Origin of the sequence: Phytobacter sp. RSE-02 (genome assembly GCF_040578655.1) — a bacterium.
GTDB lineage: Bacteria > Pseudomonadota > Gammaproteobacteria > Enterobacterales > Enterobacteriaceae > Phytobacter > Phytobacter diazotrophicus.
Window position 1 is genome coordinate 308,600 of record NZ_JBEULY010000003.1, and the last position, 18,688, is coordinate 327,287.

The window sequence follows — 18,688 nt, forward strand, 5'->3', positions numbered from 1 at the left end:
TTCTCCTTGCTCAGGCGACAGCCTGGCTAACTTTAGGCATCGCGAGGCTGAGCGCTCGCTGTTCATCGGCCTGACCATGAAGCAATTCACCGGCAATTTCGCCTTCGCGCATCACCACGATACGGTCGGCGACGCCAAGGACTTCCGGCAGGTCGCTTGAGGCAAACAACACCGCTACACCACGGGCTGCCAGCGCATAGATAACGTTATAGATTTCATGCTTGGCCCCCACATCAATCCCGCGAGTGGGTTCATCGAGCAAAATGACCTTCATCTCTTCCGATAACCAGCGTCCCAGAATGGCCTTCTGCTGGTTACCCCCGGAAAGATTCATAATTAACTGATCGGCACTGGGCGTTTTGATATTCAGGCTACGAATATGATGCTCGGCGTTCTGCGCCTCCCAGCCGTTATTGATCAAACACCCTGCATGGATAAACTTACGCCGGGCGCTGATATTGATATTCTCCTGTACGGAGTGGACGGGAATAATCCCTTCTGCTTTACGGTCTTCCGGGCAGAGCATCATACCGGCGCGAATGGCATGGGATGGTTTCTGGATATTAACCTCAGCACCGTCAATAAAGACTTTCCCTTCGGTAATTTGCGTACCGCCGAACAAACCTTTCATTAACTCGCTGCGCCCTGCGCCTACCAGACCGAACAGGCCAACAATCTCGCCGCTGCGTACCGTCAGGCTAATCGGTGTGCGAACACCGGGTGCTTTAACCTGATCGAGGCGTAGCCGTTCATCGCCATAGTCGCGCGGCTGCCAGCCGTAGATGTCGCCCAGGTCACGGCCAACCATCGCCTGTACTAACTGGTCATGGTTAACCTGCTGCATGTCCGTGAACGTACGGACATAACGTCCATCTTTAAACACGGTAATGGCATCGCTGAGCGCGAAGATCTCTTCCATGCGGTGCGAGACATACAAAATGACGCGCCCTTCTTTGCGCAGCTCACGAATAACCCTGAACAGGTTTTCGATTTCGCGCGCCGACAGTGAGCTTGTCGGTTCATCGAAGGCAATAACTTTGGCGTTACGTGCCAGCGCCTTCGCGATTTCGACCATCTGCCACTGGCCGATGGAGAGATATTTGAGCGGCGTCTGTGGATCAATATCCAGCCCCAGATGCTTGAGTTGCAGACCCGCTTCGTAGTTAAGAAGTGAGCGGTTAACGATCCCGCTTTTATGGGGTAACTGGCCAAGATAGATATTCTCCGCCACCGTCATTTCCGGTACCAGATGCAGTTCCTGGTAGATGATAGCCACACCGGCATTGAGCGCCGCCGTGGTATCCGCGAAGCTAACTTCCTGTCCTTTAATTGCCAGCGTACCGGTCGTCGGTGCGTAATTACCGCTGAGAATTTTCAACAGGGTCGACTTACCCGCGCCATTCTCCCCCATCAACGCGTGGACCTGACCGGCATGACAGTCAAAGCTGATATCGCTCAGGGCCTTGACGCCGGGGAACGTCTTGCCGATGCCGCGGAAGGAAAGATAAGGAGTAGAGTCTTGCATAACGTCTCCGTGAATCAGTTCAGTGTACTTCTGGCCCTCCCTGACCAGGGAGGGCACAACCATCAGAGATTTACTTCACGCCTAACCCTTTTTTCGCCAGCTCTTCTTTGAAGTTATCGCGAGTGATCAGCACCACATCGGTAACCGCAGTAAATTTCGGCGGCTCAACACCTTTGGTCACCCAGTTGTAGAGCAGCTCGCTGGTTTTATAGCCGTGTACATCCGGGCTTGGCAGCAGAGAACCGTAGAAGCCGGTCGCCTGCGCTTTAGACAACTCGCTCACCGCGTCCACACCGTTAATACCAATGCCAATCACATCCGCAGCTTTAAAGCCCTGACCTTCGGTTGCGCGCACGCCGCCCAGGACGGTGTTATCGTTCATACCCAGCACCAGCCAGTGTTTCACTTCCGGATGTTGCACCAGCAGAGAGTTACCGGCATCAAACGCACCGGGGATATCGTTTGATTTTGTCGGTACCTGGTAAATTTGTTTTTCCGGGAAGCCCGCGGCTTTCAGCGCATCCATTGAACCGGTGGTACGGCGACGTGCGGTATCCAGTTCATTGGCCGTGATCGCCATAACGCCGGTCGTTTTCACATCCCAGCCGCGTTTTTGCATCTCTTTGTACAATTCCTGACCCTGACGCGCGCCGATTTCGCTGGCGGCCATCATGACCAGAGGAACGGACGTCATCGGTTCGCCTTTGGCGTTAACGAACTGATCATCCACGGTAATGACTTTCATGTCATAACCGCGCGCTTTAGCAACAATCGCGGAACCTAATTTCGGGTCCGGCGTACAGATAACGAAGCCTTTTGCGCCGCTCGCTGCCAGACTGTCGATAGCATTCAGTGTTTTTTCGCCATCCGGAACGGCGATTTTAATCACCTCAAACCCTAAATCCTTGCCCGCCTTATCGGCGAATTTCCATTCAGTCTGGAACCAGGGTTCTTCAGGTTGTTTTACCAAAAAACCCAGTTTCATTGTTTCAGCAATAGCGGATTGTGACATAACGGCTGCAAGGCCAATGGCTGCTAACGCTTTAGTGAATTTGTGCATGGTTAACTCCAGCTTTGACTTTCTTTTACGTAGGGAAAAATAACTACCGGTTAACTTAAAAGGTCATAAAACAAGGCATTAGGATCCGTGCTTCCCTGGATACCTGTGCTGGCAGTAGTTTTAGCGGGAAATTGATTCTCCATAGGAGAGCAATATCACACCGCAGAATTACAGTAATTCCGTACATAAATTCAGCGGATTAAGACATAAAAATGGGAGTATTTGTCGTACAAATCAGAAGGGTGTTAGCAGGATAATCCATAGCTCCAGCTCGGTTATCCTTGTCCCCCGATACAAGGTGTATCGGGGTGTACAGGTTACCAATGGTAATAAATATGATCTGCGTGATCGCGCACGGGGGGTTCATCACCCAGCAAGCGTGCCGACAGGGCAAACGCAAAATCAAACGCGTGGCCAAGACCTTTGCCGCTTAACAGATTGCGGTCTTCCACCACCGGGGCATCAACGTACTCACCGTTTCGAACCCCTTGCCACAAATCGCCGGAGCAGACGTAGCGGCGGCCATCCAGCAGGTCATTGCCGCCAAGCACTCTTGCGGCCGCGGAGCAAATCGGGCAAATCAGCTTGTTTTGCGCATCATGATGCTTAACAAATTCGATAACGTCTGCATTCGCGGCAAGGTTAACACTGCCCTGCGGGCCACCCGGAAGCACCACGGCGTCGTAAAGTGTGTCAGCACGCTCGCTCAGCGTGCTGTCTGCCACCATCGGAATATTGTGATAGCTAACGACCGCACGTGATTGTGCGCAGGCCAGCGTTTCAACCTCAATATTCAGGCGACGCAGAATGTCGATGGTAATAATCGCCTCTGCTTCTTCAAACCCTGGCGCTAACAACACCGCCACTTTTTTCATTGCCTGCTCCTTACCCTGTTGTTGTCATCAATTGTCCCTACGATAAATCAAAACAGCGTTTCAAAAACACTCACAAGTCACATTCTGGCCGTCAGGGGAATGTAACCTGATACTTTTTAGAAAATCAGGGGGCATCAGCAGTTAAAAAATAGCGGTTTTCCCTGTCAGATCATTTGTGCCAGACGTAAGCAAAAATGAGTCGATATGACAGAATAAAAAACCATCACATCTATGTCATCCGGGTGTAACGAACAGTAACTTAATATAAGTCAGGATATTCTTATTCGTGCATATTCGTTATGCTACTTGCATTGAGGTAGAGGAATACCTGAATAATTTGCCGTATTAATTTTGTCGCGTGCAAAAGCTCACTCTGTAATAAGGATATTATTATGATGCCCCACGTTATCACGCAGAAACTAAACGCCCAGATGAATCTGGAGTTTCATGCGTCACATCTTTATATCTCTCTCAGCAACTGGTGTATGGGACGAAACCAAGCAGGCATGGCTGTGTTTCTGCGCATTCAGGCACAAAAATGCGTGAATCAAATGATGCGCGTATTCGATTATATAAAGGCATCTGGAACCTGGCCGGTTATTAATGCGGTCAATATGGCAGACAACACGATTATCTCTGTCGAAGAGGCTCTCATACAGTTGCTGGAAAACCAGGCGCTGCGTATCTGTGCGCTGGAATGTCTCGCCGAAGAGGCTACGTTAAACACGGACAACACCACGCTGGATCTGGTACAACACATTCGTACGGAGATCCAAAACAATAACGAAGAATTAAAAAACATTCTCGCCATTCAGTATTCTGCACCCGCTTCCCTCGCCTGCTAATATTTCCACGTTAGCTCTTTCTTAGGTCAGTCGATGTTTAATCCCCCGCCGACTGACCCATTATATTGCCAGGGTATGAATTATTTGTTAATAAAAAGTATATAAGTTATTGCTTTTATTAATTTTGCTCAAATTGGATCTGGCTCTCATTGAGAGACGTTACAAAATGTAATGATCTATTCAATGTATTAATGTCCAGGACAAGGTGAGTCATGATTACCATTGAATTTATCATTATAATTCTCTGTTTATTAATAGGGACACGTTTTGGCGGGATGGGGCTGGGTTTAATCAGCGGTATTGGCCTTTTTCTCCTGAGTTTTGTATTTGGTCTGGAACCGGGCAAACCGCCAGTTGATGTTATGCTCACGATTCTTGCCGTTATTGGTTGCGCGGCTACGCTGCAAACCGCAGGCGGTCTGAACGTGATGATGCAATTTGCGGAGCGGTTATTACGCCGCCATCCCCAGCATATTACGCTGCTGGCACCGTTCACTACATGGACATTGACGTTTCTCTGCGGTACCGGGCATGTGGTCTACACCATGTTTCCCATCATCGCCGATATTGCGCTTAAGAAAAATATCCGCCCGGAACGTCCGATGGCCGTGGCTTCTATTGCCTCGCAGATGGCGATTACCGCATCGCCGGTCTCCGTTGCCGTCGTATCGCTCGTCTCCATTCTTGCCGCGCAACACGGCATTGGTCATGCATGGAGCATCCTTGAAATACTGGCCGTCTCTGTTCCGGCCTCGCTGTTCGGGGTCGCTATCGCCGCGCTGTGGAGCCTGCGCCGTGGTAAAGATCTGGCAGATGACAAAGAATTCCAGGAAAAATTAAAAGATCCGAAACAGCGTGAATTCATTTATGGCAGTAGCGAAACACTGATGAACCAGCGCTTTCCCAAAGAGGCCTACTGGTCAACGTGGATCTTTTTTGCCGGTATCCTGGTCGTGGTATTACTCGGCGCACTCCCGCAATTGCGCCCGGCTTTCGACGTAAAAGGTAAACTTTCCCCCCTGTCCATGAACCTGGTCATTCAGATGATGATGCTGATTGCCGGTGCCGTAATGCTGATGGTCTGTAAGGTCAACGCTTCTGCTATATCAGGCGGTGCGGTCTTCAAAGCGGGAATGGTGGCTATTTTCTCGGTGTTTGGTGTTGCATGGATGAGTGATACTTTTTTCCAGGCACATCTGAACGAACTGAAAATGGCGCTGGAAGGGGTCGTGAAAAGCCATCCGTGGACCTACGCTATCGTGCTGTTCCTCGTCTCGAAGCTGGTTAACAGCCAGGCCGCCGCACTGACCGCCGTTGCGCCAATGGGTCTGATGCTGGGCGTTGAACCCAAAATGTTGATCGCCTTCTTCCCGGCCTCGTACGGCTATTTTGTTCTGCCGACCTACCCGAGTGACCTGGCCTGTATCGGCTTTGACCGCTCAGGCACCACGCGTATCGGCAAATTTATCATTAACCACAGCTTTATCATTCCGGGTCTGATTGGCGTGAGTTGCGCCTGCGCTGCCAGCTATATGTTGGTCTCGGCTTTCTTCTGATAGCAAAAAGCGGCGAAGATCGCCGCTTTTCTCATCCTTCCGCCTTTAGTTGCGGACATAAAAAAACCTGCCTCGGCAGGTTTTTTTATCATCAGAACATGGCGCCCGGGGGGACATCTTTGAAGGTTTTGCAGTAGGTTTCAAAAATGCTTTTCAGGATCTTGCGCAGTTTCATGTTTTGCTCCGGCGATTTGTTATGCAGGTGTTATCGGTTGATGTGCATATAATATGACCTCCATCACAAAAAGCAATATTTACGTGATAGAAATCACGTTTTATTTTTAAAGGAATGTGGTTTTTGTTAAAAAATGGTGTGAAATCTGCGGCTTACAATCTAAAAATTTTTTGGCATTTTTAAAAAATAATTGGGTGAGTTAAGGAAAAAATGGCGGGTGAATACGGGTAGGAAAGCAGAGGCCAGCGTGTGCTGACCTCAGGGGTATCAGGCGAGGATCTCACGCACGAAGGCTTCGATGGCTTTATCCTGACAGTTCTCAAAGAAGCACTGCTGGAAACGCGGGCCGGAAACGGCGGTTTTAACCAGTTCCGGATCGATGGCGCGCAAGGTATCAAGGTAGTTATCTTTGACCACCGCCGCTTTTACCTGGTTGAGGATACCGGCATTACGCACCTGCGGCTCTTTACGCTCTGGCGGATAGCCTTCACCTTTACGGCCCGTGAACGCTTTTTCAAAGATAAAGCGCACATTCAGCTCCGCGCCCCAGCCAAATCCTTTGGCGAACGGCAATGAGAGTGCGTTGCCGTTGTTAATCTGGGCAAACAGGAAAGCGTCAGCCGGATCAATACAGTAACCACAAATAACGCCAGGATGAATATTCAGGGACATCAGCGCCCCCTGCCCTGTACCGCAACCCGTCACTACAAAGTCGACCGCTTTAGCATTCAGCAGAATACTGGCCATAATACCAAGGTGGATATAGGTCAGGTGATGATCGTTTTCGTCACTCATACCCACATTGAAGACCGGAAAATCTTTTTCATCCGCAACCGCTTTCAGTTCTTTAAGGATGACGGCGTTTTTCCCTGCCTGGCTGTTTTCCATCATCAGTGCAATCTTCATCTTCATCTCCTGGTTAATGCATCAAGTTGCCAAATTGGATTAACCTTACTACCTGATAAACAGACTTTCAAATTTAATGAAAAATAGTTTTAAAAAAGTAAATTGCGTTCACAGTTTTGCCTGAAAGTGATCTGAACGCCACGTCGTTGCGCGTAAAAAGGCCAGTTACGCAGGCTATTCTGCCGATTGCCAGGGTAATAAGTCGGTAAGATGCAACAATGCCCATATGAATCAGAGCGCTTTCATGAACAAAATCCTTGTTGCCGCCTCGCTGCTACTGCTCGCCGGGTGCTCAATAACCAAAGAACCCAAAGTCAGCAATGTTGATACGACCAATGGTCTGATCCGTCTTAGCTTTAATCAGGCGATGATGCAAAACGCACACTATGACGAATACACCACGCAGGGAACCGCCAACAAGCAGTGTCAACAAATGGGCTATGCGACCGCAGTGGCCTATGGTCAGCCCATTTCGACCTGTAGCCTGATCAGTGGTTCCGTCTGTATGAACACGACCATCACCATTCAGTACCAGTGCCGTGGTATGGCGCTCAATAACGTGCCGGCCGCCAGAGCCTGGTAACGGTTAATGCCAGTGCACCACCGCTGGCATTACTCTTTATTTAAATAAAAGAATAATTATCATTTCCCCGTTATTTTCCTGCAATGCGTGTTATTCCCATTCTCATTTTTAATAAAAATTATTTTTTATTTTACCTTTTGCAAATAATTAAATAACAAATTATAGTGGCCGCTCTTTACCTCTTTTATTATTTTTCGGAGTGGCGCCATGCTTAAAGCTGAAATGATTGAAAAACTCAATGAGCAGATGAACCTCGAACTTTTTTCGTCTCTGCTTTATCAACAAATGAGTGCCTGGTGCAGCTATAACAGCTTTGAAGGCGCTGCCGCATTTCTGCGCCGCCATGCACAAGAAGAGATGACGCATATGCAGCGTCTGTTTGATTATCTGGCGGATACCGGCAGCTTACCGCGTATTAACACTATTCAGTCGCCGTTTGCCGAATACGCTTCGCTGGATGAATTGTTCCGTTCTACATACGAACACGAGCAACTGATTACCCAGAAAATTAACGAACTGGCGCACGTGGCAATGACCTCGCAGGATTATCCGACGTTTAATTTCCTGCAGTGGTATGTAGCGGAACAACATGAAGAAGAAAAACTGTTTAAATCCGTTATTGATAAACTGACACTGGCGGGTAAAAGCGGCGAAGGTCTTTATTTTATCGATAAAGAACTGTCTACTCTCGACACCGCAAATTAAGCAAAATGCGGTAATGACTCTACATTACCGCATTATTTTTTAGTGCTGGCAGATTTTACTTTCGTGGGTAGAAAACCCATTTTCCGCAGGAATAAATTTCCCACGCGATGCCAGAAACGCCACCAGCTCCGCTGCCGTCATATCCTCTGCTGAGCAGGTATGAAAACGGGCATCCTTACCAAAGCGCATACAGATTGCCGCTTCCAGACTTTGCTCTGAATAACGCTCCCCTGACTCCAGCATCATATTAAGTACTTCATGACCATGAATTGACGCCATATACCCTCCGCTTAAAAGATGCATCATAGACACATGTTTATAATGGTTTATTGCGCTGAGACAGGTTTACCTGCAATGCGCACAGCCTCCAGGCCGCCAGCCAGACAACCAAAGGTAAGGACCTCTTTTCATGTAATTATTTATTTACAGTGTTTGTAAGCCCGGTTTGACGCAGATCGGTTTTTCACATACTCTGCGCCGCATATTTGATAAAGCATGCGGTTTAAATCCAGAGGAAAGTGTGAAGAATCGAGCACTTGGCAGTGTTTTTATTGTGGCTGGTACCACTATTGGCGCAGGGATGCTGGCGATGCCGCTGGCCGCCGCCGGGGTCGGATTTAGTGTAACGCTGGTTTTACTCTTCGCCCTGTGGGGGCTGATGTGTTATACCGCGCTGTTATTGCTGGAAGTCTATCAGCACGTGCCCGCCGACACAGGGCTCGGTAGCCTGGCGCGACGTTACCTGGGGCGCTACGGGCAGTGGATCACCGGTTTTAGCATGATGTTTTTGATGTATGCCCTGACGGCGGCCTATATCAGCGGCGCCGGTGAGCTGCTGGCGTCCAGCCTCAGCGTATGGACTGGCATCAATGTATCGTCATCAGGCGGGGTATTTTTGTTTACCTTCGTCGCCGGTGGCGTGGTCTGTATTGGCACATCATTGGTCGATTTATTCAACCGCTTCCTGTTTAGCGCCAAGATCATTTTCCTGGTGGTAATGCTCGCGCTGCTACTGCCACATGTCCATCAGGTGAATTTACTCACCCTGCCGCTGGAAAAAGGGCTGGCCCTCTCCGCCATGCCGGTGATTTTTACCTCTTTTGGTTTTCATGGCAGCGTGCCGAGCATTGTCAGTTATATGGGCGGTAACGTTCGCAAGCTGCGCGGGATATTTATCACCGGCAGCGCGATCCCGCTGGTCGCCTATATTTTCTGGCAACTGGCGACCCTTGGCAGTATTGAGTCTTCAACCTTTATGGGGATGCTGGCTAACCATGCCGGGCTGAATGGACTTCTTGAGGCGCTGCGCGAAGTGGTTGCCTCCGCGCATGTGGAACTGGCTGTTCATCTGTTTGCCGACCTGGCGCTGGCGACCTCATTTTTAGGTGTGTCGCTTGGGCTGTTTGATTACCTGGCCGACCTGTTCCAGCGCCGCAACACGGCCGTCGGGCGTCTGCAAACCGGCGCGATAACCTTTTTGCCCCCGCTGGCCTTCGCCCTCTTCTATCCGCGCGGTTTTGTGATGGCGCTCGGTTATGCTGGCGTGGCGCTTGCGGTGCTGGCACTGCTGATACCCGCCCTGCTCGCATGGCAAAGCCGTAAGGCGCATGGACAAGCGCAATATCGTGTTCTGGGCGGGAGACCTATGCTCTGCCTGGTGATAGCCTGCGGCGTAACTATTATTGCCGTACAGTTTGCGATTTCAGCAGGCTTGCTGCCGGAAGTGGGATAATAAATCGGGCTCATCAGGAGCCCGATTTTTTTAGTGCAGGCAGCAGCTTTTGAATTTCTTACCGCTGCCGCACGGGCAAGGATCGTTACGCCCGACTTTTACACCATTCACCTGCGGTTTCTGAGCAACAGCCTGTTGTGGATTCGCCGACCAGTACTCATACAGACGTAGAGCGGCAGGCCTGATAGCCTCTACGCTTTCATTGAATTCCTCTTCGGTGAATTCATCCAGACGCTCAAAGTTTTCTTCCAGCCCGTGCAAGGCAATAATATCCAGATCGGCCTTACGCTCCTCCGGCAAGCCTGACCAGTCGGTTAGCGCCACGCCGCGCATATAGCCAAAACACCACTCTTCAACCACCGTGTAGCTCTTACCGTCCACTTCGTTGTAACCAAACACGGGTTCAAACTGATCCGGGTAATCACTCAGGCGCTCGGCAATATCGTTCAAATGCTTAAAGCAGAGATCGATAAAACGATTCATTTCTCGATCGTTTTTCCAGCGCGGAATGTTCTTTTCGCCGCCCCATACGGCAACCAGCCAGCGATCCGGCTCGACAACCACCGGGCCGGACAATACGGCGGTCAACATACCATCCAGCTCCGCCACATCGAGTACGGACTCATCGCTGTGACCATAAGCGACCAATGTCTCTTCCAGCCACTGCAATTCATTTTCATTTAACGGGCCTTCGGTCATTTACGACTCTCCTGATGGCATAAGGGATAAAAAAGAAGGGTATCACAGAAACGATAAGCGTAAAAAAGCCGGGACAAGCCCGGCTATTTATAATCAGGATTCTGGCGTCAATTTTTCGTTGCGCTGAACGACCTTTTAATTGATGACCGTATGCAAAATCACCGCTTTAGTGTCAGGGTCGATAAGCTGTACATCATCTTTTACCAGCGTTGCCTCAATGGTATTACGATCGCCATTAATGCTGTCGATATGGATGAAATATTTCGCTGAGGTGCTGACATTTTTGCCTTTGCCTTTGAAATCGGCGAACTTCGCAGAGATCTCACGGGCCTGATCGTCAGGAACCAGCACTGTGCAGCCACGGACGGTCTTATCGACAGATAACGATACGCCCCGTTCGTTGACGGTGATGCCACCGTTCATGTTGCAAAGGAAGTTATGATATTCATAGCCTTTCTTTGCAAAGTCATAGCTGCTATCGGTAAGGGTAAAGATCCCCATATCGTTAATTTTGATAGCGTTTTCACCCGACGCTGTTTTCAGCTTCAGGAAGTCCTCATCATGATAAGAACCATCGGTGGTGGAATAAATGACGATATTTTTGATGTCTTTATATTGCGCAATTTTTGCTTTAATTTGCGGCAGTTCTTCTTTTTTGATGTCTTCTTTCGCAAATGAATCGCTGGTGTTGTTCCATTTGTTGCTAAAGAGTCCCATCAGTTCATCATCGTTAAACTGGCGCGGTGTCTGGGCAAAATAGATATAAAAGAGATCTTTTGTAGAAATCGGCTGGTATTCGCTGTCGGCAACGTTTTTCAGCGCCTGATCTTTTGCATTTAATTCTGCTTCATATTTATCACGCCACGCCTTTTGGCCCGCCGTCGGCTCGACTTTGCTTTGCTTCATGTCGGCCAGCGCGAATTTCCCTTCGGTGATAATTTTCTTATCAGCCTTAGTGATGGTATAGGAAACCGGCGTTGAGAAGGCTTTACCGTAAATCTCATCACTGCTGAAATCAGCCTGAGCACTACAGGTCAGGCTGTCCTGGCCTGTTGCAGAAAGCGTCGGGTTACTTATTTTCAGAACGTCAGTCTGGCCAAAGCCTTTGTTAAAGGTTTCAGCGGAATAGAGAAAACTGTCATCAATACGACTTTTTCTTCTCAGGTCCGAATCAGTAATGCTTTTGGTCGAGTCAACGTTACGATCGCTAAAAGGATAATAGTTAAAGGGATGTTGGGTTAAAAACTCACTGGTGCCCGCTTTGAAGTTGTTCGTTAATTGCTCAATTGCCTGTGGCGACTTACATAAAGTCTGAGCTTCTTCACTTGTCAGTTCAGAAATTTTTTTATCTTCAACCGCTTTATCGCAGCCAACCAATACGACTGACAGCCCTAAAATACATACAATCCCGCGCATAATTCCCTCTTAAAATAATGACACTTTTACTTTATGTTCCGCATTTACCAGCATCACCTAAAAACAATCAGTGGCAGCGCCCAGTCCGTAGAAGTTGTCACATACAGCTAAGGCGAAATAGCCAACGGCAATGTTGATAATTAAAAAGCGGCGCATAACACTAACAGGATTATCAGACGACATGTACCCACCTGTTTTAGTACATGAGAAACCCGTTAGTCATTTTATTTAAAGCAAAAAAAAGCCCGGTTTCCCGGGCCCTTATCATGCGCCAAAAAGCTTAGTAGTAGGCTTTCAGCGTTCTCTGGCAGAGTGCGGAGCGGACGCAATCGTCTGTGGTGAAACGCACCACCCCTACCATCTCATCTTCCTCAAAACGCGACAGCGCATCGCTCAGACCGGACTGCACCCCGCGGGGCAAATCACACTGAGTCACATCACCGTTGACGATTACCGTCACATTTTCCCCGAGGCGCGTTAAGAACATTTTCATTTGCGCAGCGGTCACATTCTGAGCCTCGTCAAGAATGACAACCGCATTTTCAAAGGTACGTCCGCGCATATAGGCGAACGGCGCGATCTCTACCTTACCAATCTCTGGTCGCAGGCAGTATTGCATGAAGGACGCACCCAGCCTTTTCACCAGCACATCATAGACGGGCCGGAAATAAGGGGCGAACTTCTCCGAAATATCACCAGGTAAGAAGCCGAGATCTTCGTCGGCCTGCAGAACCGGTCGGGTTACAATAATCCTGTCCACATCCTTATGAATCAGGGCTTCCGCCGCTTTCGCCGCGCTGATCCATGTTTTACCGCAGCCGGCTTCCCCGGTCGCGAATATCAGTTGTTTACTCTCGATAGCATTCAGGTACTGCGCCTGAGCTTCATTACGCGCAACAATCGGTGAATTATCACGGCTATCCCTTGCCATTCCAATTGCTTCAACGCCACTCATCTGCACAAGCGAGGTGACCGACTCTTCTTCACGCTGTTTGTGACTGCGCGAATCGCGTCTCAGCACACGTTTAGCTTCACGACGAGCTTTGATCACTGCTTTCTGTCTTCCCATGGATAGCACCTTGAGTTGTTGGTTTACATCACACGCACCAAAATCGGCACGATTATGCGCACGAACGTCTGAGGTTTGGCTTCCTTTTAAGCCATGTCTTGCCTTTGAAATTGACATAACAAAGCAGCCGTCATCAGCGCTTGCCATGTCGGTTAAATCAGAAACAGGAATGAAGGAGAGAAATTCAGAGGTGAAGCGTTTACTGCCGGAGTGTGCATCCCCGAGCCGGGTGTTGCGCTGTTTGTTGGTGTTACGTCCAGTTGTGGACTTTACCATCCGCGATCTCCAGGTGACGACATCACCGCAGGGCAGTAATTCTATGTAATAAGTACATCAGGAATTAGCATAAACGCAACATTATTTTCACCGAAAGGTAACGAGCGTTTACCCTGCGCTATGGAAAAGAGTGTCTACGAAGAATATTACAGAAAAATAACAGATACTTTCTCATACGAAAAATCGATATTTTGATGGCAGAAAAAGTGTGAACGGATGCTACAGATAAGAGATTATCCTGCCTGGCTTCAGGCAGGATTCTTTTTTCAGGCTTCGAGCAGTGCTTGCCCGAGATACTGGTTTTGGTCTTTAACCCCTGGCAGCACGAAGAAGTAGCCGCCGCCGATGGGCTTAATATACTCTTCCAGCGCTTCGCCATTGAGACGTTTTTGCACGGTCAGAAACCCCTTCTCCAGGTCGTGCTGATAGCAGACAAACAGGAGTCCCATATCAAGCTGCCCGGCATTGGTGACACCCAGGGAATAGCTATAACCCCGGCGCATCATCAGGCTCGACTGCGTCTCTGGCGTACGCGGATTCGCCAGACGAATATGGCTGTCCAGGGCAATCACATCGCCACCGGGGTCGCTGGCGTAATCGGGGACATCATGCTCGTTGTGCATCCCCAGCGGCGCGCCGGTTTGCTTATCGCGACCAAAGATAGTCTGCTGCTCTTTGAGTGGCGTACGATCCCAGAACTCCACGTGAAACTGAATGATACGCACAGCCTGATAGCTACCGCCCACGGCCCACGCAGGCTCCGCCTGATCGCTTGTTACCCACACAACCTTGTCCATCAGCGCGTTATCACTGCTGTCCGGGTTTGCCGTCCCATCCTTAAAGCCCAGCAGGTTTACCGGCGTCTCCTTTCCTTTACTGCGCGCGGCGTGGTCGGAGATAAACCCTTCTCGTTTCCAGCGAACGCTCAGTAAATCAGGCGTGTGTTTAATCAAATCGCGCAGAGCATGAATCACCGTGTCCTGGGTATTGGCGCAGATTTGCACCAGCAGGTCACCATGGCTTAATGAAGAGACCAGCGCATCGTTGGGAAAGCGCTCCATCTTTTGCAATTTTTTCGGTTTTTGCGCACGCAGGCCAAAGCGGTCATCGAACAGAGAATCACCCAACGAAACCGTGATGGTCAGATTATCCGGTGCGATAAACGGCCCGAGAATACCGGAATCCATCGGCGGCAGGCGCGGATTAGGGGTTTCCGGCGCTGGCCCCCCTTCGGTCAGAAAAGCGATACGTTGCGTTAACAGACGAAACAGACGCTGCAAATCGGCTTTGTCGGACGCCAGCACATCAAACGCCACCAGCATCATCGACGCCTGTTGCGGCGTCAAAATCCCGGCCTGATGCTCACCATAAAAGGGCTGCTTTTCCATGCGCGCATTTGGGGAGAGAGTGCCTGGCGCACTTTGCGGTTTGGCCGCATGCGCCACCGGGCATCCTCCGGCCAGGGCAAGGGCGCCTCCCAGCGCGCCCATACCTTTTAATAAACGGCGACGCGAAGGCTCGCTAACGCCGTACTCTTCTTTGTCATTCATGATAATTAGTCCAGACCGAGCACACCGCGCAGTTGAGCGAGATCTTCCGCCAGCGTCGTGATCGGCCCTTTAAGCGCGTTACGGTCAGCATCCGTCAGCTTGTCATAGGTCTCATAGCCGTCTTTGGTACGGTATTTCGCCAGAATAGCGTCGACTTTCTTAAAGTTCGCATCCACTTTACCGAGCAGTTCGGCGTTGTTTTTCTGCAACTGCGGACGCAGCAGGTTGACAATTTTCTGCGCGCCATCGACGTTAGCCTGGAAATCCCACAGATCGGTATGGCTGTAGCGGTCTTCTTCACCGCTGATTTTGGTCGCCGCGACCTCTTCAATCAGACCCGCAGCGCCACCCACCACTTTTGACGGCGGGAAAGCCAGCTCGCTGATACGTTTTTGCAGATCCTGCACGTCGGTGTAGAGCTGGTCAGCATAAGTGTCCATGCCTTTCACCGAGTTGTCGCCAAAGAGGGCTTTTTCCAGACGGTGGAAACCGGTGAATTTCGGATCATCCGCCTTCTTCTCGTAATCATCTTCGCGGGCATCAATACTGCCGTCCAGGTCGGAGAACAGCTCAGCGATCGGTTCAATACGCTCATAGTGCTGGCGCGTCGGCGCATACAGCGATTTCGCTTTTTCGATATCGCCCGCTTTCACCGCATCGGTAAAGGCTTTTGTCCCTTTTACCAGTTCGGCTGTCTCGGCCGTCACGTAGGCTTTATAGTCGGTGATAGCAGTGCCAAGGCTCAGCAGCGCTTCGCTTTTTGCCGCATCCGCCGTCGCCTGGCCTTTAACGATGAGTTTGCCTTTCGGGTTGGTAAGCAGGCCGCAGGTCATGTCATATTCACCCGGCTGCAGGTTAGCGGTTAGCTTCTGGCTAAAGCCCGGCGCAATGTTTTCGCGCTCTTCAACCACCAACACCCCTTTGAGGATTTCCCACTCCAGCGCCTTCTGACTCTGGTTGACGATGAGGAACTGCGTTTTACCCGCGTTTACCGTCAGATTCATCGGCTCACACTGCTTGTCCGTGACGGTCACTTTTACCTGAGGGACATCCGCTGCATGGGCAGCAAACGCGCAAGAAAGCAGCGTTGCGATCCCTGCCTGTAACGCACTACGACGAAAATGAATTGCCATGACCCCTTCCCTTCTTAAAGTATGTTGTAACTATAACTCACCCGGTACAGCGATTATTGTGCAGCTCTGGAAGGCTGCGAGCCTGAGCGCGATGGCATGACATACAGCACCAGCGCAGGAATTAAGTAGAGGAACCAGACGCCAACTTCGCTGACGCTCGGTGTCTCCTGATAGCCGAAAATACCTTCCAGCAGCGTGCCCGTCAGAGAGTGCGTAGTCAGCACGTTGCTCAGATCGAACGCCACATCCTGGAAGTGGTTCCACAGTCCGGCCTCATGAAAGGCGCGAATCGCCCCTGCAGCCAGACCTGCCGCAACCAGCAAAATAAACAGGCTGGTCCATTTGAAAAACGCACCGAGGTTCAGACGAATGCCGCCCCAGTAGAGCAGGAAGCCGAGTACCACGGCCGTAACCAGCCCAAGCACCGCGCCCACAGGTGGCCAGATCCCCACATCTTGCTGGAATGCCGCCAGCAGAAAGAAGACCGATTCCAGCCCTTCGCGCGCCACGGCGAAGAAGACCATCATGATCAGCGCCCAGCCATGGTTGTTTCGGCTGGCGAGGGCGTTATCCACCGCCTGCTCCAGTTGCACTTTGACGTTGCGGGAGACTTTGCGCATCCAGAAGACCATCCATGTCAGGATCACCACGGCAATCACCGCGACAATACCTTCAAACAGCTCCTGCTCTTTCTGCGGGAACTCACCGGTGGTTTCGTTAATGATGATGCCGAGCGCCAGACATAGCGCCGCGGCGAGGAATACACCAATCCACATCACGCCAATCCAGCGTCCGCGCTGAGTGCGCTTGAGGTAACTGGCAATCAAACTTACGATCAGTGCCGCTTCGAGGCCTTCACGTAACATAATGAGAAATGGAACAAACATGCGGACGCCTCTGCTGTCATCAATGGTCAATTGCTGAAAAGAAAAGTAAATTTCTTTGATAGTGATTATCATTACGGAAAAAAGAAACTCAAGCGAAAATTAATCTGAATAATGAAAGGATGTAACCGGGTCGCAAACTAAGGCTGATCGAAACGGCTGTTATGCAGAATCAGAAGGTATATGGCAAAAAGTTAGCTTACAAATCATTAACTTTTTGTTTACTGAGTATACGGGCTGTGGCTAAATGAGCGCCCCAATTACCTGCACAATTTTCGACATGATCAACTTCCTACATTTTCTGCTGGCTCTGGTCGTCATTCTGGCTCTGGCATGGCTCACCAGCTTTGACCGCCGCAAAGTTCGCGTGCGCTTTATTCTGCAATTAGTGGTTATTGAACTGGCGCTGGCATGGTTCTTTTTGCATGCGCAAAGCGGACTGACGCTGATTAAATATGTCTCTGGCTTTTTTGAAACACTGCTCAAATTTGCAGGTGAAGGCACCAGTTTTGTCTTTGGTGGGATGAGTGAAAAAGGGCTGGCGTTTATTTTCCTCGGCGTTCTGTGCCCTATCGTCTTTATTTCCGCGCTGATCGGTATTTTGCAGCACTGGCGTATTCTGCCGATTTTTATTCGTCTTATCGGCACGCTGCTGTCAAAACTCAACGGCATGGGCAAGCTGGAGTCGTTTAACGCGGTCAGCTCGCTGATCCTTGGCCAGTCGGAAAACTTCATTGCCTACAAAGGGATTCTGGCCGACCTGTCCTCACGTCGTCTGTTCACCATGGCCGCAACCGCAATGTCGACGGTATCGCTGTCGATTGTCGGCGCCTATATGACGATGCTGGATGCCAAATATGTGGTGGCGGCGTTAATCCTTAATATGTTCAGCACCTTTATTATTCTGTCAGTCATTAACCCGACGCGCCCGGAAGCCGAACCGGAAATTAAGCTGGAAAAACTCCACGAATCACAAAGTTTCTTTGAGATGCTGGGGGAATATATTCTGGCCGGTTTCAAAGTGGCGATGATTATCCTGGCCATGCTGATTGGCTTTATTGCCCTGATTAGCGCGGTCAATGCCCTCTTCTCTGCCCTGTTTGGCATCAGCTTCCAGCAAATTCTTGGCTATGTGTTCTACCCACTGGCATGGCTGGTCGGCATTCCGCTTTCGGATGCTCTGCATGCGGGCAGCATTATGGCGACCAAACTGGTGGCTAACGAGTTTGTGGCGATGATCGAACTGCAGAAAGTTGCCGCTGAAATGACGCCGCGCGGGCTTGGGATCCTCTCCGTCTTCCTGGTGTCGTTCGCCAACTTCGCCTCTATCGGCATCGTGGCGGGCGCCATTAAAGGGCTTAACGAGCAGCAGGGGAATGTCGTCTCACGCTTCGGTTTGCGCCTGGTCTATGGTGCAACGCTGGTGAGTCTGCTTTCCGCCGCTTTTGCAGGCGTTGTGCTTTAATTCTCACGGCGGGCTTCACACCCGCTTTGACCACTCAAAATAGCAGGACAGCGACAGTACGTAGATATAATAATCAATGGGTTACTGAATAAGACTAGACAGCAACCAGACACAAAATAGACAAAAAAATGCACTTGAAATGCACGTGCACTTTCAAAAAGCCTCAGATTTCACGGTCTGAGGCTTTTCTATTTGTAAAAAAATGAAACAAAAACACACAATCTAAAAGAATGG

Annotated in this window: 18 protein-coding genes; 6 read left to right on the forward strand and 12 right to left on the reverse strand. The window is 50.1% G+C overall.

Annotated features, from left to right (window positions below; all coding sequences use genetic code 11):
• Positions 1–10: 10 nt before the first annotated feature.
• The 3 genes from araG to ABU190_RS08365 all read right to left on the reverse strand — a co-directional run bounded on the left by araG (position 11) and on the right by ABU190_RS08365 (position 3,460).
• Positions 11–1,525: an L-arabinose ABC transporter ATP-binding protein AraG gene (gene araG, locus ABU190_RS08355; protein WP_354691002.1), complete on the reverse strand. Its 1,515-nt coding sequence runs from the start codon at positions 1,523–1,525 to the stop codon at positions 11–13.
• A 70-nt stretch (positions 1,526–1,595) separates the two neighbouring features.
• Positions 1,596–2,585, reverse strand: coding sequence for an arabinose ABC transporter substrate-binding protein (locus ABU190_RS08360; RefSeq protein ID WP_039078671.1), 990 nt, complete (start codon positions 2,583–2,585; stop codon positions 1,596–1,598).
• A 317-nt stretch (positions 2,586–2,902) separates the two neighbouring features.
• Positions 2,903–3,460, reverse strand: coding sequence for a DJ-1/PfpI family protein (locus tag ABU190_RS08365; RefSeq protein ID WP_354691003.1), 558 nt, complete (start codon positions 3,458–3,460; stop codon positions 2,903–2,905).
• Between the two features lie 392 nt (positions 3,461–3,852).
• Here ABU190_RS08365 and ABU190_RS08370 point away from each other — a divergent pair, with 392 nt between their 5' ends.
• On the forward strand, positions 3,853–4,305 hold the full coding sequence (locus ABU190_RS08370; RefSeq protein ID WP_354691004.1) for a ferritin-like domain-containing protein: 453 nt from the start codon (positions 3,853–3,855) through the stop codon (positions 4,303–4,305).
• Positions 4,306–4,517: 212 nt separating this feature from the next.
• Complete coding sequence (locus tag ABU190_RS08375; protein ID WP_039078669.1) at positions 4,518–5,861, forward strand: anaerobic C4-dicarboxylate transporter; 1,344 nt, start codon at positions 4,518–4,520, stop codon at positions 5,859–5,861.
• A gap of 91 nt (positions 5,862–5,952) precedes the next feature.
• On the opposite strand, the gene azuC is transcribed toward ABU190_RS08375, so the two are convergent.
• Entirely contained in the window at positions 5,953–6,036 is an 84-nt protein-coding gene (gene azuC, locus ABU190_RS08380) for a stress response protein AzuC (RefSeq protein WP_088218881.1), read from the reverse strand.
• A gap of 267 nt (positions 6,037–6,303) precedes the next feature.
• Positions 6,304–6,942 carry an RpiB/LacA/LacB family sugar-phosphate isomerase gene (locus ABU190_RS08385; RefSeq protein WP_271850879.1) on the reverse strand — a complete coding sequence of 213 codons (639 nt, stop codon included), beginning with the start codon at positions 6,940–6,942 and terminating at the stop codon, positions 6,304–6,306.
• A 244-nt stretch (positions 6,943–7,186) separates the two neighbouring features.
• On the opposite strand from ABU190_RS08385, the gene yecR reads away from it, so the two are divergent.
• Together yecR and ftnA are read left to right on the forward strand one after the other, a co-directional pair.
• The gene (yecR, locus tag ABU190_RS08390) at positions 7,187–7,525 is read left to right on the forward strand and encodes a YecR family lipoprotein (protein WP_039078778.1); all 339 of its coding nucleotides are present in this window, start codon (positions 7,187–7,189) and stop codon (positions 7,523–7,525) included.
• Positions 7,526–7,732: 207 nt separating this feature from the next.
• Positions 7,733–8,230 (forward strand): non-heme ferritin, encoded by a 498-nt coding sequence (gene ftnA / locus ABU190_RS08395; protein ID WP_271850877.1) that lies wholly within the window; start codon positions 7,733–7,735, stop codon positions 8,228–8,230.
• A gap of 39 nt (positions 8,231–8,269) precedes the next feature.
• On the opposite strand, the gene ABU190_RS08400 is transcribed toward ftnA, so the two are convergent.
• A complete protein-coding gene (locus ABU190_RS08400; protein ID WP_039078666.1) occupies positions 8,270–8,509 on the reverse strand; it encodes a YecH family metal-binding protein in 240 nt (79 codons plus the stop codon).
• Positions 8,510–8,750: 241 nt separating this feature from the next.
• Here ABU190_RS08400 and tyrP point away from each other — a divergent pair, with 241 nt between their 5' ends.
• Positions 8,751–9,962 carry a tyrosine transporter TyrP gene (gene tyrP, locus ABU190_RS08405; protein WP_354691005.1) on the forward strand — a complete coding sequence of 404 codons (1,212 nt, stop codon included), beginning with the start codon at positions 8,751–8,753 and terminating at the stop codon, positions 9,960–9,962.
• A gap of 30 nt (positions 9,963–9,992) precedes the next feature.
• Here the strand turns inward: tyrP and ABU190_RS08410 are convergent, their stop codons facing one another.
• The 6 genes from ABU190_RS08410 to efeU all read right to left on the reverse strand — a co-directional run bounded on the left by ABU190_RS08410 (position 9,993) and on the right by efeU (position 16,992).
• Entirely contained in the window at positions 9,993–10,661 is a 669-nt protein-coding gene (locus ABU190_RS08410; protein WP_354691006.1) for a YecA family protein, read from the reverse strand.
• A gap of 135 nt (positions 10,662–10,796) precedes the next feature.
• On the reverse strand, positions 10,797–12,077 hold the full coding sequence (locus tag ABU190_RS08415) for a hypothetical protein (protein ID WP_354691007.1): 1,281 nt from the start codon (positions 12,075–12,077) through the stop codon (positions 10,797–10,799).
• A 280-nt stretch (positions 12,078–12,357) separates the two neighbouring features.
• Positions 12,358–13,146 (reverse strand): phosphate starvation-inducible protein PhoH, encoded by a 789-nt coding sequence (gene phoH / locus ABU190_RS08420; protein WP_039078777.1) that lies wholly within the window; start codon positions 13,144–13,146, stop codon positions 12,358–12,360.
• Positions 13,147–13,688: 542 nt separating this feature from the next.
• A complete protein-coding gene (gene efeB, locus ABU190_RS08425; RefSeq protein ID WP_039078662.1) occupies positions 13,689–14,972 on the reverse strand; it encodes an iron uptake transporter deferrochelatase/peroxidase subunit in 1,284 nt (427 codons plus the stop codon).
• 5 nt (positions 14,973–14,977) lie between these two features.
• The gene (gene efeO / locus ABU190_RS08430; RefSeq protein ID WP_271850871.1) at positions 14,978–16,105 is read right to left on the reverse strand and encodes an iron uptake system protein EfeO; all 1,128 of its coding nucleotides are present in this window, start codon (positions 16,103–16,105) and stop codon (positions 14,978–14,980) included.
• A 53-nt stretch (positions 16,106–16,158) separates the two neighbouring features.
• Positions 16,159–16,992: an iron uptake transporter permease EfeU gene (efeU, locus tag ABU190_RS08435; RefSeq protein WP_271850870.1), complete on the reverse strand. Its 834-nt coding sequence runs from the start codon at positions 16,990–16,992 to the stop codon at positions 16,159–16,161.
• 277 nt (positions 16,993–17,269) lie between these two features.
• Between efeU and ABU190_RS08440 the strand changes: the two genes are divergently transcribed.
• A complete protein-coding gene (locus ABU190_RS08440; protein WP_193796217.1) occupies positions 17,270–18,454 on the forward strand; it encodes a nucleoside transporter C-terminal domain-containing protein in 1,185 nt (394 codons plus the stop codon).
• Positions 18,455–18,688 lie beyond the last annotated feature (234 nt).

Excerpts from the sequence above, each read along its gene's own strand:
- yecR (WP_039078778.1), top strand. The coding sequence starts at position 7,187 with ATGAACAAAATCCTTGTTGCCGCCTCGCTGCTACTGCTCGCCGGGTGC.
- ftnA (WP_271850877.1), top strand. The coding sequence starts at position 7,733 with ATGCTTAAAGCTGAAATGATTGAAAAACTCAATGAGCAGATGAACCTC.
- azuC (WP_088218881.1), bottom strand. The coding sequence starts at position 6,036 with ATGAAACTGCGCAAGATCCTGAAAAGCATTTTTGAAACCTACTGCAAA.
- ABU190_RS08365 (WP_354691003.1), bottom strand. The coding sequence starts at position 3,460 with ATGAAAAAAGTGGCGGTGTTGTTAGCGCCAGGGTTTGAAGAAGCAGAG.
- efeO (WP_271850871.1), bottom strand. The coding sequence starts at position 16,105 with ATGGCAATTCATTTTCGTCGTAGTGCGTTACAGGCAGGGATCGCAACG.
- ABU190_RS08375 (WP_039078669.1), top strand. The coding sequence starts at position 4,518 with ATGATTACCATTGAATTTATCATTATAATTCTCTGTTTATTAATAGGG.
- ABU190_RS08410 (WP_354691006.1), bottom strand. The coding sequence starts at position 10,661 with ATGACCGAAGGCCCGTTAAATGAAAATGAATTGCAGTGGCTGGAAGAG.
- ABU190_RS08440 (WP_193796217.1), top strand. The coding sequence starts at position 17,270 with ATGATCAACTTCCTACATTTTCTGCTGGCTCTGGTCGTCATTCTGGCT.
- ABU190_RS08415 (WP_354691007.1), bottom strand. The coding sequence starts at position 12,077 with ATGCGCGGGATTGTATGTATTTTAGGGCTGTCAGTCGTATTGGTTGGC.
- araG (WP_354691002.1), bottom strand. The coding sequence starts at position 1,525 with ATGCAAGACTCTACTCCTTATCTTTCCTTCCGCGGCATCGGCAAGACG.
- ABU190_RS08400 (WP_039078666.1), bottom strand. The coding sequence starts at position 8,509 with ATGGCGTCAATTCATGGTCATGAAGTACTTAATATGATGCTGGAGTCA.
- ABU190_RS08360 (WP_039078671.1), bottom strand. The coding sequence starts at position 2,585 with ATGCACAAATTCACTAAAGCGTTAGCAGCCATTGGCCTTGCAGCCGTT.
- phoH (WP_039078777.1), bottom strand. The coding sequence starts at position 13,146 with ATGGGAAGACAGAAAGCAGTGATCAAAGCTCGTCGTGAAGCTAAACGT.
- ABU190_RS08370 (WP_354691004.1), top strand. The coding sequence starts at position 3,853 with ATGATGCCCCACGTTATCACGCAGAAACTAAACGCCCAGATGAATCTG.
- ABU190_RS08385 (WP_271850879.1), bottom strand. The coding sequence starts at position 6,942 with ATGAAGATTGCACTGATGATGGAAAACAGCCAGGCAGGGAAAAACGCC.
- efeB (WP_039078662.1), bottom strand. The coding sequence starts at position 14,972 with ATGAATGACAAAGAAGAGTACGGCGTTAGCGAGCCTTCGCGTCGCCGT.
- efeU (WP_271850870.1), bottom strand. The coding sequence starts at position 16,992 with ATGTTTGTTCCATTTCTCATTATGTTACGTGAAGGCCTCGAAGCGGCA.